The organism is Sporosarcina sp. Y1011, from assembly GCF_057669885.1.
Genome location: NZ_JBYHFP010000003.1, coordinates 256,253 through 270,984 on the forward strand (window position 1 = coordinate 256,253; position 14,732 = coordinate 270,984).

The following is a 14,732-nucleotide window of genomic DNA, read 5'->3' on the forward strand; positions in this document are numbered from 1 at the left end:
TTTACGTATTTGGAAAGGTAGTGGTGATTATGATACTTAATCAGCGATTCATAGAGCTTGGTCAGGGTTATGGAGATGTGTATGAATTATGCGAGTTGATCAATACAAATAGAGGCCGTCTGCATAAGACGTTTATCTTATCCTCAGAAACGCCTTTAGGCCATGCGCTTTCTCTTGCAGCAGCCTTCGAGCCCGCAAATGATAGTCAGTTCATGCCCGTTTATATTTGTAGAGAAGGAATTATACAAAAGGATAACGACAAGTCAAAAAGAAGAGTACTCTTTGAAGAAACAGCGGAAAAGGCTGGTAGTATACCTGTCTATATCGAGTTGAAAAACTCTTCAGAATTTGCAGAACCTGAGTTATTCTTTCAATATGCGACTGGAATTCTTCGCATTAACAAGTTGCTTCCTCCGTTACGATAATTTTACAAACCGGTTTTATAATCGTATTCTTTCGCCCTATCAGGTTTAGTATTTTCAAATTCCGTTTTCACAAACGGTCGATAGGACGGAAGAACTTTTTTCACGGATGGTAGACGTTCTATTTTACCCATAACCGTGTCGACATCCTCCATATTGCAATACAGAACGACATACTTCATCGTTCGTGATATATAATGGACGTGACCATATTTCCGAAATGATTTTGCTTGTTTTAAATGATGAAGATAAACAATGATTCCTTGACGATCAATCATAGATTTCCCCTCTTTTCCTAACCCATACAATACCATAGTAGAGAAATGGGCTGCAACAAAAGAAAAGCGAAAGGCGCTTGACAGCCACTGAACATTGCTGACAACGTCAATCTTTTGGATTATAATTAGTATAAGCATGGGGCGCAGAATAGTGCTTTGAGTCTATAAAACATAAACAGTTTATTTAATTAGGAGGTTCATGAATGGGTAGAAAAACAAATGTGGCTCTTACAGTAGGTGCAGCAGGAGTTGCTGCTTGGGCCGCTTCTAAAGTTGTCGCAAAACCAGTACCTCGTGAAGGTAAGAAAGCGCTCGCTTTTGATAAACCCGTTATTTTAGCTCATCGGGGAGGACTTTCCGAAGCCCCTGAAAATACATTAACTGCATTTTCTAATTCAGCCGCACTCGGTGTACATGGATTTGCAGTAGATATTCGGCTAACAAAAGACGAAGAGATTATTGTCTTCCATGATGAATTTACAGATAGAACTACGGACTTTTCTGGAAGAGTTGCTGATTATACACTAAGCGAATTGAAATTAGCCGATGCGGGCTATCGATTTGAGGACGATGCTGGGCAACATCCCTATCGTGGTAAGGGTGAGGTAATCCTAACTTTGCGAGAATTAATCCAACAGTTTCCGCATATGTTGATTGCCATCAATCTTAAAGATTCGCCAGACATGTACGAAGGCAGCCTTATGCCATCGAAACTTTGGAGACTTCTCGAAGAACTAGATGCAAAAGACTGTGTAGCTGTGACAAGTCCTTATGATGAACAGACGGACAGGTTTAATTTGTATGCTCAAAACAGGGTAGCTACTGGTGCAGGTGAGATTGAAGTGAAAAAAGCATATGCTGCTTTCACAAGTAAATTTGGTCATCTTTACAGTCCACGTGCAGACTTTTTTCGGATTCCTGAAAAGCTCGGCGTATTTCCCCTTGGAACTGAAGGTTTTATCAACTTTCTAACAGACATTAACGTACCCGTTTATTTTGAAGGCGTTTCTGATAAAGATTCAATTATCAAACTCCTTCATGCAGGAGCGGCGGGTTTCATAACAGACACCCCTACTATTGCAATGGAAATTATGCAAGATAATGTAAGTTCATCCTAAAAAAAAGAGGTTGCTTGAATGTCAATGACATTCAGGCAACCTCTCTTTTGTTGTAAAGCTTGAAATCCTGTATCCTCTTATGCTGAACACGAGCAGCCTCCACCGGTTCCACAGCTTCCACCACATGAAGAATCTGAAAAGAATGCGCTACCGGCCGGAACTTTTACTTCATCTGACACCGATTTTGCAATGATGGAACCGATTTCGTCAAGTACATATTGCACATCATTTTCGGTCAAACGGAGTTCCGCTACCCGGTCATTCATATCGAGTGCTCTTTTTTGAACACGGATACTTTTCATTACTATATTATAATCCGGATGATATCTCCCGAATCGTTGGACTTCCTCATATCGTTCCTTCATGATGGTGAACTCTTCAATCGTCTTCACCAGGTCGGCATCCGAATAAACTTCATCGTAAGCTTTTCGGTAACTTGCCACCACTTCTGAAGCGAGAAGCATTTCAGTCAGTTCTTCGGCATGTTCAATGATGGTGATCCATTCGTCTGTCATCATATGAATAATCCCCTCCACTCACAGCTTATCATACCAGATGAAAAGGCATGCATGCACCTATTCTATTTCCATTTCTTTAATATCCAGAAATGTTTTTTCAGAAAGAGCCCGCTTTGCCTCATCGAAATCGGAAAATGGAATTATACCTTCAGGAGTGTGCTGTGTTTTCTCATGACCTTTCCCAGCAATTAGAACGACATCTCCCGGAGCCGCACAAAAAATCGCTTTCCGAATCGCATATTTACGATCAAGTACCGCTTCAATCGCAGAACAATCTCCTCCAAACCCTTCCATAATGTCCCTTATAATCGTCAGTGGATCTTCATTTCGGGGATTATCAGAAGTAACAATAACACTGGATGAATACAAAACAGCGAGTTCTCCCATCAAAGCTCGTTTCCCTTTATCCCGTTGTCCTCCACAACCAAAAACAGTTATTAATTTTCCATAACATGAATTGGATAATGTCTTTAATACTGATTCCAGTGCATCAGGTGTATGCGCATAGTCAATATAGACCTTTACACCATCACGCTCTACTAGTTGCAATCTACCTTCTGGGAGTTGAAGCGCGTTACAGTGCGGTACAATCTCATCTAAAGTGTAACCTAAGACAAGGAGCGCACTGATAGCGGCTAATGCATTCATGCGATTATAGTGACCTGGAACGACAGGGTTCATTTTCAGTTCCGGTACTCGGACATCTGCTGAAGTAGTTGTTCCAAAGTAAATAATCGGAGTCGTACTATTCTTAGCCATTTCCATACATTGTTCATCATCCTGATTAACAATCATCGTTTCCGCCATTCGGATTAAGCGCTTCTTTGCATTGATGTAGGATGACTTTCCACCATGCTCCTCATAATGGTCAGTTCCCACGTTTAACAATAAGCCAATATCGATTTCACAATGGTCTAAGCGATTTGTGGATAACCCTAGTGAAGATGCCTCAAGAACAATATGAGTGACACCTTCTATTTCACATTTTTTTAACAAAGGATGAAGATATTCCGCTGGTAACGTTGTCATTTTTGGTCCTTCATACTCCCTGTAAACACCATCGACAAAAATGCCTGTTGTTCCTATGACGGCCGCTTTTTCCCCTAGACCTTTCAATAATTGACCGATGAAATGCGTGACTGTAGTCTTCCCATTGGTTCCCGTCACAGCTATTACCTTCATACGTTCCGCGGGATTACCAGCTAGTCGTGCACTGGCATGCGACATAAAAGTTTTACAATCGGGGACAACGATACTAACTGTCCCGGCTGGAATTTCAGTCAAATTCGTTCGATCTATAACAATAGCCGTCGCGCCTTGTCTTATAGCCTTTTCAATATATGACGCTCCATCATAATAAACACCTTCCCGCGCAACAAAGATGTAGCCTTTTTTTACTTGTAAAGAGTTTTCAGTAATTCCCGTGACCACAGTCCTAAGTTCGCCGCCGCTGACTGTACAAGGCCAGTCTTTTAGAAGCTCCGTTAATAACAGCACCAGTCTCCCCTTCCCGAACATTTTTCTATGAAAACGAATATATTGAGAGCGAACATACTTTATCGTATGAAGAGAACTCAATGAACGTCACGAAGAAAGTTGGGAGCCTTATGATCGTTCAAAAATTTGGCGGGATAGCAATGAAAGACAAGAAAATGAGATTGAATTGCATTAACCATATAAAAGCTGGATTGCATGAATATGGCGACATTGTTATTGTCGTTTCTGCAATCGGTCGTTATGGTGATCCTTACTCGACGGACAGCCTACTTCAACTGACGGATGCCTTTTTACCCACGACAGCCGCTAGCGACCTCGTCGCATCTTGTGGCGAGCTCATAGCGGCAGCGGTGTTGTCTGCCGAGCTAGAGCAGGCTGGTGTAGAAAACACAGTTCTTCATGGTACACGGGCAGGCATAATGACAACGGGTGTCTATGGCGATGGAATGATTAGTGCGATTGATACTACGTCGATTCGACAAAACCTAAAAATGACCCGTTGTGTAATCATTCCAGGTTTTCAAGGAGTTGCTGAGAATGGGCAGACGATGACACTTGGAAGAGGCGGAAGCGATTTGTCTGCCATTGCCCTTGCTGCTGCACTCCAAGCATCTCATGTAGAATTCTTTAAAGATGTCCCCGGCGTCATGACCGACGATCCACGCGAGGCGAAAAACCCTATTAAACTAGACTCGCTAAAGTTGGAGGAATTCATTCCCCTGCTGGATTGTGAAAGACCAATTATACAAAAACGTGCGGCGCTCCATGCAATGAAAACAGCGATACCCCTATATATAAGAGGTATCGCTGGTACAGAATCAGGTACATGGGTTTTGCCTTAGGCAGCAATAAAATTTACTGCTGCCTTTTTTCTTCATCAGTCATACGAACCAAAACTTGTGTGTAATATTTTCCATATGCACCTGTTCCAAGATTTGTTACATCTTTTTCAAGCAATACACTTCGGTGGGCAGGCGAATTGAGCCAACCATGCACCGCCTCAATCGCATCCACATAGTTAAAAGCTATATTTTCACGTGCTTTACGATGCTCAATTTCCGCTTCTTTCAACCTATCCGCAAGATTTCCAGTCACTGGGGATTCATGGGAAAAGTAATTTTCAAGCGCCATATCCTCGCTATGCTTTCTAGCAACTTGTGTCAGTTCATAGTCGCTTTCCACTTCACTTATACCATGATTTTTTCTATAAAGGTTTGTTAATTCATAAAGTTGTCGTTCCATAGCACGGTCCACTTCTATCTGCATTGTGGATGAAGGATGATCCGCACTTACAATTTCACCCATATAGGTCATATCATAAGGTTGATGGAGGACAAGTGTATGTGGATCTATAAAGCGCACAGCCTCCAGTTCACCGTCAATCCCGTCAAAGTAGAGTTGTGCATAGACACCTTCATAAGCAATGAGTAACCTATTTTTTATATCCTCACCATTCAATGTAAACGTATAAACACTTTCACCCGTGTGCACACTTACTTCTGATTCAACTATCGTAAACCTGTAAATGTCTTTTACGTCTTGACCGAGTTCAAAAGGTTCAACATCAGAAGATGAATCAGCTGAGTATATCTGGTTCACTTTTTCACCTATTACTCCGACCATTAATTGCACACCTTGGTCATAAATCCACCAATCGTACCCATAATCGGATGGTTCAATCCTGTCCGGTTCACCAATCTTTTCGATTAGCCTATCTACACCTTTACCGACATACTGAGATATGCCAGATTCAGGTCTTGCTGCCTGATTCATTGAAACCCCTTCACCTTTTCCGGGGATCGGTATGGCCGTTCCGTGTTTCACTGGTGATTCAAGCGGTTCATTCTCTTTCACTCCATCATCTAAAATATAAAATACCAATAGGACGATGATGAGTAGAAGTATTATTTTCCAAAGAACTTTCATTTTTCGCCCTTCTTTCCTAATCGGTAGTTCAGTCATTTCATTTCTAGCTGATTCCATAAATGAGTTGCTCTATTCATTATACTTCATCAAAGCGATAAAAAAAGCGAGGTACGTCTAATTCTAAGTCATTCACTTCTTGACACAATGTTGTCATTGCAACTGTCAGTGATTTGTTCTATTATAAATAGGTATAGGGAATTGGCTGGACGATATATGAGGAGGATATAAACTATGTATATTGAGGATACAGGCATTGAAAATATTGTAACCGACTTATCAATACTTGACGAAATTATGTTAAAACACGATCTTGTCCGTGCAGGACAATGGGACTACGAACGAGCGACATTTGATAAGAAGTATACGCTTAAAGAAGGTACATACTATTTGCGCGTATTCAGTTACACAACTGATGGTGATGTAGATACACGCGAAGCAACTATGATTCTAAAAAAACCAGTTGTGGGTAAACATTATTATCCGCACGGCGTTGAGTACGGCGAAGGAGAGCATTTCCCTGCAAGTCTCATTAAGGACTGTATCGCAACATTAAAAGCAGTAAGTGCTGAACTTGAACCTTTCAATGTAAAAAAATAATTTTATTGCAGAGGCCGAAGAACTTAAAGTTCTTCGGTCTTTTTTCGTCCTCTATTATTCAAAACTTTTTCACTACTCAATCACCTAAGTCTTGGTTATAATTGTAGTAGCGAATACTTTGGAGGAATGACCGTTGTCAAAATGGCTAACAAAACGTAATTTCATCATAATACTAAGTCTTATCCTCATCACCTTGACTTCCATTATTATCCTACCCGTTTCGTTGCCAATCATCTTCGCACTACTGATAGCATTGATAATTGAACCTATCGTCAAAATGACTGAAAAGAAGTTCAAGTGGAATCGTAAAGTATCAGTCATAACTGTCTTTATGTTTACCCTCGCAATTATTACTATTTTGCTCTACTACACGGTTACTCAATTGTTTGGTAAAATTATTGATTTCACAAAAGCAGCACCTGACTATTTCAATTCGTTGTCGGGTGTATGGATTGACGTTCAAAGTAAGCTATTACAATATACCTCAGGAATGCCTGATGAAGTCGTTATATCTGTTCAGAAAGAATTTAAGAATATATTCGATTCGATCCGTAAATCGATACTCGATTTTCTGAACTACGAGAGGATTATGTCACTTATGGCTGAAATTCCAAACTTCCTTGTCAGTTTTTCAGTCTTCATCATAGCTTTATTCCTATTTATGCTTGAACTTCCCGAATTAAGAAAAATGTTGTTTAGGCACCTAACAACGTCAACGGCAGAAAAAGTGCGGTTTATGATTACACGTCTTAACTCAGCTATATTTGGATTTTTGAAAGCGCAGCTATTAGTCAGCTTAATCATTCTGGCGGTTACATTTGTCGGTCTACTCCTGATTATTCCTAAGTATGCAGTTGTCATGTCACTTGTCATTTGGTTTATTGATATCATTCCAATTCTTGGTTCAATCCTTATACTTGCACCCTGGTCGATGTATCTATTCATTAGTGGAGATGTAGCAACAGCGACACAATTGGCTATTTTAGCAGTTATCCTACTAGTAATAAGACGAATTGTGGAACCAAAGGTAATGGGTTCACAAATTGGGTTAGCACCGCTCCCCACACTAATTGCGATGTTCATCGGGTTGAAGTTGTTCGGCTTCCTCGGATTTTTTATCGGTCCATTAGTAGTCATATTGTTTACAACAGCACGTGAAGCCGGGTTCATCAAAATGAATTTTAGAATTTAAATAGGTGAAACTAAAAAACACGAAATCACTATATGTGAGCGTGTTTTTTTACGTCTGAAAACCTATATATGGTACGCATCAGAATTCCTACTAATACCGCTTCGGCTACCACGAAGTCGCGCCTGCGCTAAAGAATCTATTTAAGAAAGCGTGTTTCATTATCAGGGTTTAGACCTGCAACCCGTATTGTGCCTTTCTAGAATAAAATAAGTATCATGTGTACATTATCGAGAGAGAGTTGAAATTCAGAGTGTGGTATATATCGCTTGACGCTCTGGGGATGCCTTTCGCCCTGAGCCTGGATTATCGCTTCGCATCCAGTCTAACGGCTTCGGCGACCCCTTTGCCGCGCCTTCGCTAGGGTGTTCCATTATTGAAAGTGATTTGGAGATATATAGACTGAGATTATATTGTGATTACTAGTTGATTGTAGTGGAGAGCGGCGACTCCGGCGGGAACAGCGCGAGCTGAAGACCCCACAGGAACGCAGCGACGAGGAGGCTGAAGCCGTGCCCGCGGAAAGCGTCCGCTCGGAACGGAAATCAACGGGATTGAAGGAAATCGGACTTTTTCAATGCCCTCGCTTACGGCTAGAGGCATCCCCATAGCGCCAAGTGTTCTACATTCCACACCTCGAACCTCAACTCTCTCGTTGTGGTCAATAATAATCCCTATATATCAAGAAGCGAGCCTATTCTCAATAAAATCGAGAATAGGCTCGCTATTTTTGTTGCTTATAGATACGCACATAAATTGGTGGTCGCCTTTGTAAAAAGCTAAGGTAAATGTTAGCCCATTTACGAAAGAAAACTCAATTAAGTTAATTACCCATGCATCGTCAATCGTTGACGTTCGCGAAGTGCTTGCGCAGTGATTTCGTCCGCATTTTCCCGTTCTTCTCTATTCCATTTAATGAAAATGCTACCTAGGACACCGACATAAACAATTTCCTGAATTACTTTCATGATAATACCGCCAAGTTGTTGATCAACCAATGATGGCATATTCGTAAATAGCTCAGGACCTGAAATACCTAACCCAGATAACCCCGCTAGCGTACCTGCAGGTACACATAGTGCCATCGCCTTTAACCATGCTTCTCCGGATTGGTAGGTTTCATAAACAGGTACATCTACGAAAATGATTAGAGAACATGCCGGAGTGATTAATATTGCACTTAATATGATATAACCAATCTTTTTCAAACCATGAAGCTTTGGTTGACCTTCCAATGTATTAATGACTGGCCACCAGAGAAATATAGCTGCAATAAACAGCGTTATCGTAAATATGGAGTGAAGGATTAGGCTCATTTTCACATTATCTAGGATAAGGGGTAAATGATAGAATGAAAACATACCGCTAAAGAACAGTACGCTTAGAATCGGTTTAGTGAAGAATCGGAAAACCTTGTCAATAATCTTGACATCAAAAACCTTTTTCCACATCCAATTTGGAATACCCATAATGATTAATGGAGCAACGATTAGTAACAAAACTGCCATTTGTACCATGTGCATTGAAAATAGGATATGACCCATTAAATCCACTGGTGAACCTTTTAAGACGTAAAGCAGAATCATACCAGTCATGAATAAAAATACCTGACTTTTTTTAACCGGATGCGAGTCTTTAAATCGATGGCGCATTTTCGTCGACATTACTAAATACAAAGCCATACCGAGTATGATAAATAGTAAGAACCATGGACTCCATAATGCCTGGAATCCAAATATGCTTAAAGGCATTTGAGATCGCTCCTTCAATAGTTTCTTTCTTCATTATAAAGCGAATGGGACTGTAACTCAATGTACGAACTATGACAGTTTTTTTAAAATAGTAAAAGCCTGTGGAGAGTAGTATCTTCCACAGGCTTTTACATCTATTAATTACCACCAAACGATTGTTACAAAAGTTAAAACAACGGCGAATGAAAGGATTACTCCAGAATACATAAACATTTGAGGAACTTCATGTCCTTTTTCGCTCATATGCATGAAGTAATACAATTGTAAACCGACTTGTACTGCAGCAAATAACAATAGCGTTGGAATAATCAAGAACTTTGAAAATCCAGCGACATCAGCTTGGTATGCCATTACCATTGAGAAAGACATGATTGTCATGAAAATCATTAGCGAAAACATCATAACCTGACTACGCATTGATTTACGTGCACGTCTTTGGCCTAAGTTAAATTCAGCTGGTGACTTTTTATAAACTTGGATGTCAGACATATTAACCAATCACTCCCATCAGATAGACTACAGTAAAGATGAATACCCAAACTACGTCAATAAAATGCCAGTACAACGAGAATGTATAGAATTTCGTCGCGTTATACAAGTTCAGTCCGCGCTTAGAATTACGATAGATAAGCAACGTTAACCATACAAGTCCGAACGCTACGTGAGCACCGTGCGTTCCAACAAGTGCGTAAAATGCCGAACTGAAAGCACTGTTGTCAAATGTGAAACCTAAGTGAATGTAATGTACAAACTCATACACCTCAAGCCCTAAGAATCCAAGACCTAGGAATGCTGTAATAACAAGCCATAGTTGCATTTTTTTGAAATCATAATTTTTCAAATGATACATTGCGTAAACACTCGTCAATGATGATGTTAATAGAAGCAACGTCATAACGAAGACAAGCGGCAATTCAAAAAGTTCTTGTGATGAAAACTCAAAGCCACTTGGACCTTTGTTCTTTAAAGCTAGATAAGTTGCAAAAAGCGTTGCAAACAAAATCGTTTCTCCGCCAAGAAAAAGCCAAAAGCCGACAAATTTGTTTTTCGCTTCAAGCGTTGCTCTTTCTGGATGATCTGGCCACGTCTCAGGGGTGAATTTTTTATTCAAATCCATTATTGTTTGCCCCCTTTACGTTTTAAATCTTTTAAGATGTCTTCTTTCTTAACATAGAAGCCCAAATCGTCTTTTAATGAACGCATTGCCATTGACACGAAAGTAAAGAGCAGACCAAAGATTAAAAGCGGCAAGCCCCATGACTCTTCAACGCGGTACATCGCACCAAATCCTGCAATGAACAAACCTAAAGACATCAAAAATGGAATGAATGAACCGTTTGGCATATGAATGTCCTGAACTGGTTCTGACGGTGTAATACCCGACAAATTCCCTTCCAATTTTTCGATATGCACTGTGTCAAGACCACGTACAAGTGGTGTCTGTGCGAAGTTATAGAATGGCGGTGGTGATTCAATCGCCCATTCCAGTGTTCGTCCGTCACCCCATGGATCATTTGCAACACGTACTTTTTTAACCGAAGTTATAATTATATTGATGACTAAAATTATAATCCCGATTGCCATAAATACCGCTCCCACGGTACTAATATAGTTAGATAAGTTCCATCCTTGTCCGTCCATGTATGTAAATACACGACGAGGCATTCCCCAGAAACCTAACCAGTGCTGAATCAAGAAAGTCAAATGGAAACCGATAAAGAAGAATGCAAAAGTTACTTTACCTAGCATTTCATTCAACATTGTACCGAACATTTTCGGCCAGTAAAGATGAGTAGCAGAAAGTATACCAAAAACAGTACCTCCAACAATTACGTAATGGAAGTGAGCAACAACAAAGTATGTGTCATGCAATTGGTAATCAAGTGGCGCTGTACCTAGCATAACACCCGTAACTCCACCCATAACAAACGTTGGGATGAAACCTAATGCATAAAGCATCGGTGTTGTTACTTTTATACTTCCTCCCCACATGGTGAGCAGCCAGTTAAATATCTTGACTCCGGTAGGTATGGCAATTGCCATTGTCGCTACAGAGAAGATAGCGTTCGCCGTCGGTCCAAGACCAACTGTAAACATATGGTGAGCCCAAACCATGAATCCAAGGAATCCGATAAGGACGGTAGCGAATACCATCGCGGAATAACCAAAGAGACGTTTGCGTGAGAAGATTGAGAATACCTCCGAGAAAATACCGAAAGCGGGTAAAATCAGTATATATACTTCAGGGTGACCAAAAATCCAGAATATATGCTCCCAGATAATTGTATTTCCACCCATCGTATGATCAAAGAAATTCCCTCCAAACATTCGATCAAACGTAAGAAGGAAAAGTCCTACCGTAAGTGGTGGGAATGCGAACAAGATCATTGCTGATGCAACAAACGTAGTCCATGTGAAAAGTGGCATACGCATGTATGTCATTCCCGGAGCACGCATGTTAATAATTGTGACGAGGAAGTTAATTCCTCCAATTAACGTACCCAGACCTGCAATTTGAAGACCTATTGCATAAAAATCGACACCATGTCCTTCTGATACCATTGCGAGAGACGCATAAGAAGTCCAACCTGCATCGGGAACTTGACCAACAAACCAAGAAACGTTTAAGAATATACCACCGAACATGAACAACCAAAATCCTAATGAATTTAGGAATGGGAATGCGACATCTCGTGCTCCGATTTGGAGCGGCATGACGGCGTTCATGAATCCAATTAATATCGGCATGGCCGCAAGGAAAATCATCGTCGTTCCGTGCATCGTAATAAGCTGATTGAATATCCCAGCACTGACGAGATCGTTGTTTGGCGTTAGAAGCTGCAAACGGATAATCATCGCTTCTATACCGCCGACTACGAAGAAGAATCCTCCACCTAGGAGATAAAGGATACCAATCTTCTTATGGTCGACTGTTGTCAGCCAATCCCACAGCGTTGCGCCAAAACCTCTTTTTTGAGCAACTGAACTCAATTTGTTTACCTCCTCTTCAATTTCACGTTAATAATTACTTTTCTACCGAAAGACCCATAAGGTACTCTGAAATTGCATTTAATTCATCGTCGGAAAGCTGTTCACCGAATGACGGCATCAAGTTTCCAGGCTTGTATTTTTGAGTGTCAGAAATCCATTCAACTAAGCTTTCTTCTGTGTGATCCATAAATCCTGCAACTCGATTACGGTCACCGAATGAAGCTAAGTTTGGACCAATCGCTCCACTTTCACCAACCGCGGAAGTTGCATGACATGCAATACAGCTTTGTTGGAACAGTTCTTCACCTTGAGTTGTTGCTGCAGCGACATCTGTCGTTTCTTCGCCAGTTGCTTGCATCGCTGTAACCCATTCGTCAAACTCGGCTGACGGTAACGTTTTCACTTTGAAATCCATTAATGCATGTGATGGTCCGCAAAGTTCCGCACATTTACCGTAAAATACACCGTCTTTAAGATCTTTCGACTCTTCGTCAAACGTTAAGTAAAACTTATTGACGTTTTCAACGTTCGTGTCGAGCTTACCTCCAATTGCCGGAATCCAGAAGGAGTGCTTAACATCCGCTGCTATCAAGTTGAAATATACTTTTTCCCCAGTTGGTACAACAAGTTCCTGTGCTGTAACGATTCCGAGGCTTGGGTATTCAAACTCCCACCAGTATAGTTTCGCCGTAACATCGACGACAAGATTTTCAGCATTTCCATCCTCATCTACTGTCTCCATCGCTGTAACATCACTGAATTTATATGTGTAATAAACAGTAGGTACAGCTAGAAGGATTACTAGAAGAACCGGAATGACCGTCCACACAAGTTCCAATGTATGGCTTCCTTCAATGTCCTTAGGAACATGGTCTTCACCTAATTTTGAACGTCTGAAGCGAACAATTGCAACTAAGTAGATGGCCATTACTACGACAATAACGAACAACATAATTGATGATGATAATATCAACAATTTGAATTGATCTTTTCCAACTTGTCCTGCCGGAAGAAGTGTGGATAGCTCTTGTTGGCCACAACCCGCAAGGAATACGGTTAGAGCTGCTAATAGAGAAAAAAGACGCCACTTTTTGAGTCCTTTCATCATCGCTTAATGATACCTCTCTTTCTAAAAATGATTTATTAATCTTGAGGACGATTGACCTCTTTATGTGAATTCCTGTCTAAAGAAAGAATTCCGGAACACTAGATGAATATCGAGAAAATGATCATTGAAACAAATAGGATTGTCATGTAATTCAATGAATAGACAAACATTCCTGTAGCCCATTTAAGATCATCTTTGGCTTTAAAGCCCTTAAGCGCTAAATAAAGCCATCCGATATTCAACGCGGTAGCAAGAACTAAGAAGCCTATTCCAAGTCCGCTAAGTAGAAATGGGATTGGAAATAAAAACAGTACCCATGCAAGCATCGATTTCTTAGTTCTAGCAAAACCTTTTACAACAGGTAGCATTGGAATATTCGCTGCGCGGTATTCCTCTGTTCTTCGCATCGCCAGTGCATAAAAATGAGGCGGTTGCCAAACGAACATGATTAGGAATAATGCCCAAGCACCTGCTCCCAGTGCTGGCTCGACCGCTGCCCATCCGATTAACGGCGGTATCGCTCCTGAAACACTTCCCACAACTGTATTACTAACATACCTGCGTTTCGACCACATCGAATAGAGTACAACATAACTGAAGATACCTGCAAGTCCCCAAAGACCAGCTGCTACAGAAGCGGAAAACAAAAGAACTTCACCTACAACGATGAAAATCAGTGCAAGTGCCAATACAGCCGGTGCCTTAAAGCGTCCGGTAACTGTTGGTCTGGACTTCGTTCTCGTCATAACAGGGTCAATGTCGCGATCAATTAAATTATTAAGCGCCGCAGATCCGGCAATAATCAATCCAGAACCGACAAGAGCATAGATTAGCAAATCTATATTATGTAGAAAGTTTTTACCAGTGAATTGAAACGCAAGAAATAGTCCGGTAAAAGTAGTAATCATATTCGAGTTGACGATGCCGATTTTAATAAGCGCAAGGAAGTCTTTATAAAGAGACACAGTCACTGCTTTTGATTCGGCGGGTGCAGAAATGGTATGACCGTTTGACAAGTTACCCCTCCTTTCAAAGTTGTATGTATCAGCCGCTATACTTTACTATATCGAAAATCGAGCTGTAATTCTATACATATACAAAATTTTACCCGAATCTATAGTAAAAGCGACACATTCATTAATGAACTCTCTCTATAGTAAATCATTTCTATATACCTTTTGTGAAGTTAAAGCGTCTTCTTTATGAACAATTTGTGAAATAGGCAGTTACTCAGCCATTAATAGCTGTTCATCGTTGTCTTTTCAGCTTTTTTTCGTTATCATCAAAAACGCAGGGAACTTTTTTGCAGCTAGTTATCATTTAAAAAGTAGGTGTCT

General features: G+C 40.6%; 15 protein-coding genes. 5 read left to right on the forward strand and 10 right to left on the reverse strand.

Annotated features, from left to right (window positions below; translation table 11 throughout):
• The first annotated feature begins 29 nt into the window (after positions 1-29).
• Entirely contained in the window at positions 30-425 is a 396-nt protein-coding gene (locus AC25Y5_RS05490; protein WP_488139445.1) for a DUF7147 family protein, read from the forward strand.
• A 2-nt stretch (positions 426-427) separates the two neighbouring features.
• Here the strand turns inward: AC25Y5_RS05490 and AC25Y5_RS05495 are convergent, their stop codons facing one another.
• Positions 428-700, reverse strand: a complete 273-nt coding sequence (locus AC25Y5_RS05495) for a YlbG family protein (protein ID WP_482100335.1) — start codon at positions 698-700, stop codon at positions 428-430.
• A 203-nt stretch (positions 701-903) separates the two neighbouring features.
• On the opposite strand from AC25Y5_RS05495, the gene AC25Y5_RS05500 reads away from it, so the two are divergent.
• Positions 904-1,818, forward strand: a complete 915-nt coding sequence (locus tag AC25Y5_RS05500) for a glycerophosphodiester phosphodiesterase family protein (protein WP_488139446.1) — start codon at positions 904-906, stop codon at positions 1,816-1,818.
• Between the two features lie 77 nt (positions 1,819-1,895).
• Here the strand turns inward: AC25Y5_RS05500 and AC25Y5_RS05505 are convergent, their stop codons facing one another.
• Together AC25Y5_RS05505 and AC25Y5_RS05510 are read right to left on the reverse strand one after the other, a co-directional pair.
• On the reverse strand, positions 1,896-2,336 hold the full coding sequence (locus AC25Y5_RS05505) for a YlbF/YmcA family competence regulator (RefSeq protein ID WP_488139447.1): 441 nt from the start codon (positions 2,334-2,336) through the stop codon (positions 1,896-1,898).
• A 57-nt stretch (positions 2,337-2,393) separates the two neighbouring features.
• Positions 2,394-3,833, reverse strand: coding sequence for a UDP-N-acetylmuramoyl-L-alanyl-D-glutamate--2,6-diaminopimelate ligase (locus AC25Y5_RS05510; protein WP_488139448.1), 1,440 nt, complete (start codon positions 3,831-3,833; stop codon positions 2,394-2,396).
• A 110-nt stretch (positions 3,834-3,943) separates the two neighbouring features.
• Here AC25Y5_RS05510 and AC25Y5_RS05515 point away from each other — a divergent pair, with 110 nt between their 5' ends.
• Complete coding sequence (locus AC25Y5_RS05515; protein ID WP_488139449.1) at positions 3,944-4,675, forward strand: amino acid kinase family protein; 732 nt, start codon at positions 3,944-3,946, stop codon at positions 4,673-4,675.
• A gap of 13 nt (positions 4,676-4,688) precedes the next feature.
• On the opposite strand, the gene AC25Y5_RS05520 is transcribed toward AC25Y5_RS05515, so the two are convergent.
• A complete protein-coding gene (locus tag AC25Y5_RS05520; protein WP_488139450.1) occupies positions 4,689-5,816 on the reverse strand; it encodes a CAP domain-containing protein in 1,128 nt (375 codons plus the stop codon).
• A 174-nt stretch (positions 5,817-5,990) separates the two neighbouring features.
• On the opposite strand from AC25Y5_RS05520, the gene AC25Y5_RS05525 reads away from it, so the two are divergent.
• Complete coding sequence (locus tag AC25Y5_RS05525; protein WP_482100329.1) at positions 5,991-6,356, forward strand: YugN family protein; 366 nt, start codon at positions 5,991-5,993, stop codon at positions 6,354-6,356.
• A 133-nt stretch (positions 6,357-6,489) separates the two neighbouring features.
• Positions 6,490-7,548, forward strand: a complete 1,059-nt coding sequence (ytvI, locus tag AC25Y5_RS05530) for a sporulation integral membrane protein YtvI (RefSeq protein ID WP_488139451.1) — start codon at positions 6,490-6,492, stop codon at positions 7,546-7,548.
• 824 nt (positions 7,549-8,372) lie between these two features.
• On the opposite strand, the gene ctaG is transcribed toward ytvI, so the two are convergent.
• The 6 genes from ctaG to cyoE form a co-directional block, all read right to left on the reverse strand.
• Complete coding sequence (ctaG, locus tag AC25Y5_RS05535; protein WP_488139452.1) at positions 8,373-9,296, reverse strand: cytochrome c oxidase assembly factor CtaG; 924 nt, start codon at positions 9,294-9,296, stop codon at positions 8,373-8,375.
• 141 nt (positions 9,297-9,437) lie between these two features.
• Complete coding sequence (locus AC25Y5_RS05540) at positions 9,438-9,785, reverse strand: cytochrome C oxidase subunit IV family protein (RefSeq protein ID WP_488139453.1); 348 nt, start codon at positions 9,783-9,785, stop codon at positions 9,438-9,440.
• A 1-nt stretch (position 9,786) separates the two neighbouring features.
• Positions 9,787-10,413 carry a cytochrome c oxidase subunit 3 gene (locus tag AC25Y5_RS05545; RefSeq protein ID WP_488139454.1) on the reverse strand — a complete coding sequence of 209 codons (627 nt, stop codon included), beginning with the start codon at positions 10,411-10,413 and terminating at the stop codon, positions 9,787-9,789.
• Complete coding sequence (gene ctaD, locus AC25Y5_RS05550; protein WP_488139455.1) at positions 10,413-12,287, reverse strand: cytochrome c oxidase subunit I; 1,875 nt, start codon at positions 12,285-12,287, stop codon at positions 10,413-10,415. The genes AC25Y5_RS05545 and ctaD overlap by 1 nt, the downstream gene beginning before the upstream one ends.
• A gap of 34 nt (positions 12,288-12,321) precedes the next feature.
• On the reverse strand, positions 12,322-13,395 hold the full coding sequence (gene coxB, locus AC25Y5_RS05555; RefSeq protein ID WP_488139456.1) for a cytochrome c oxidase subunit II: 1,074 nt from the start codon (positions 13,393-13,395) through the stop codon (positions 12,322-12,324).
• Positions 13,396-13,493: 98 nt separating this feature from the next.
• Positions 13,494-14,411, reverse strand: coding sequence for a heme o synthase (gene cyoE / locus AC25Y5_RS05560; RefSeq protein WP_488139457.1), 918 nt, complete (start codon positions 14,409-14,411; stop codon positions 13,494-13,496).
• Positions 14,412-14,732 lie beyond the last annotated feature (321 nt).

Bases quoted from the DNA above. Each gene is read 5' to 3' on its own strand.
- AC25Y5_RS05505 (WP_488139447.1), bottom strand. From the start codon at position 2,336: ATGATGACAGACGAATGGATCACCATCATTGAACATGCCGAAGAACTG.
- AC25Y5_RS05520 (WP_488139450.1), bottom strand. From the start codon at position 5,816: ATGGAATCAGCTAGAAATGAAATGACTGAACTACCGATTAGGAAAGAA.
- AC25Y5_RS05545 (WP_488139454.1), bottom strand. From the start codon at position 10,413: ATGGATTTGAATAAAAAATTCACCCCTGAGACGTGGCCAGATCATCCA.
- AC25Y5_RS05540 (WP_488139453.1), bottom strand. From the start codon at position 9,785: ATGTCTGACATCCAAGTTTATAAAAAGTCACCAGCTGAATTTAACTTA.
- AC25Y5_RS05490 (WP_488139445.1), top strand. From the start codon at position 30: ATGATACTTAATCAGCGATTCATAGAGCTTGGTCAGGGTTATGGAGAT.
- coxB (WP_488139456.1), bottom strand. From the start codon at position 13,395: ATGATGAAAGGACTCAAAAAGTGGCGTCTTTTTTCTCTATTAGCAGCT.
- AC25Y5_RS05495 (WP_482100335.1), bottom strand. From the start codon at position 700: ATGATTGATCGTCAAGGAATCATTGTTTATCTTCATCATTTAAAACAA.
- AC25Y5_RS05500 (WP_488139446.1), top strand. From the start codon at position 904: ATGGGTAGAAAAACAAATGTGGCTCTTACAGTAGGTGCAGCAGGAGTT.
- ctaG (WP_488139452.1), bottom strand. From the start codon at position 9,296: ATGCCTTTAAGCATATTTGGATTCCAGGCATTATGGAGTCCATGGTTC.
- AC25Y5_RS05515 (WP_488139449.1), top strand. From the start codon at position 3,944: ATGATCGTTCAAAAATTTGGCGGGATAGCAATGAAAGACAAGAAAATG.
- AC25Y5_RS05525 (WP_482100329.1), top strand. From the start codon at position 5,991: ATGTATATTGAGGATACAGGCATTGAAAATATTGTAACCGACTTATCA.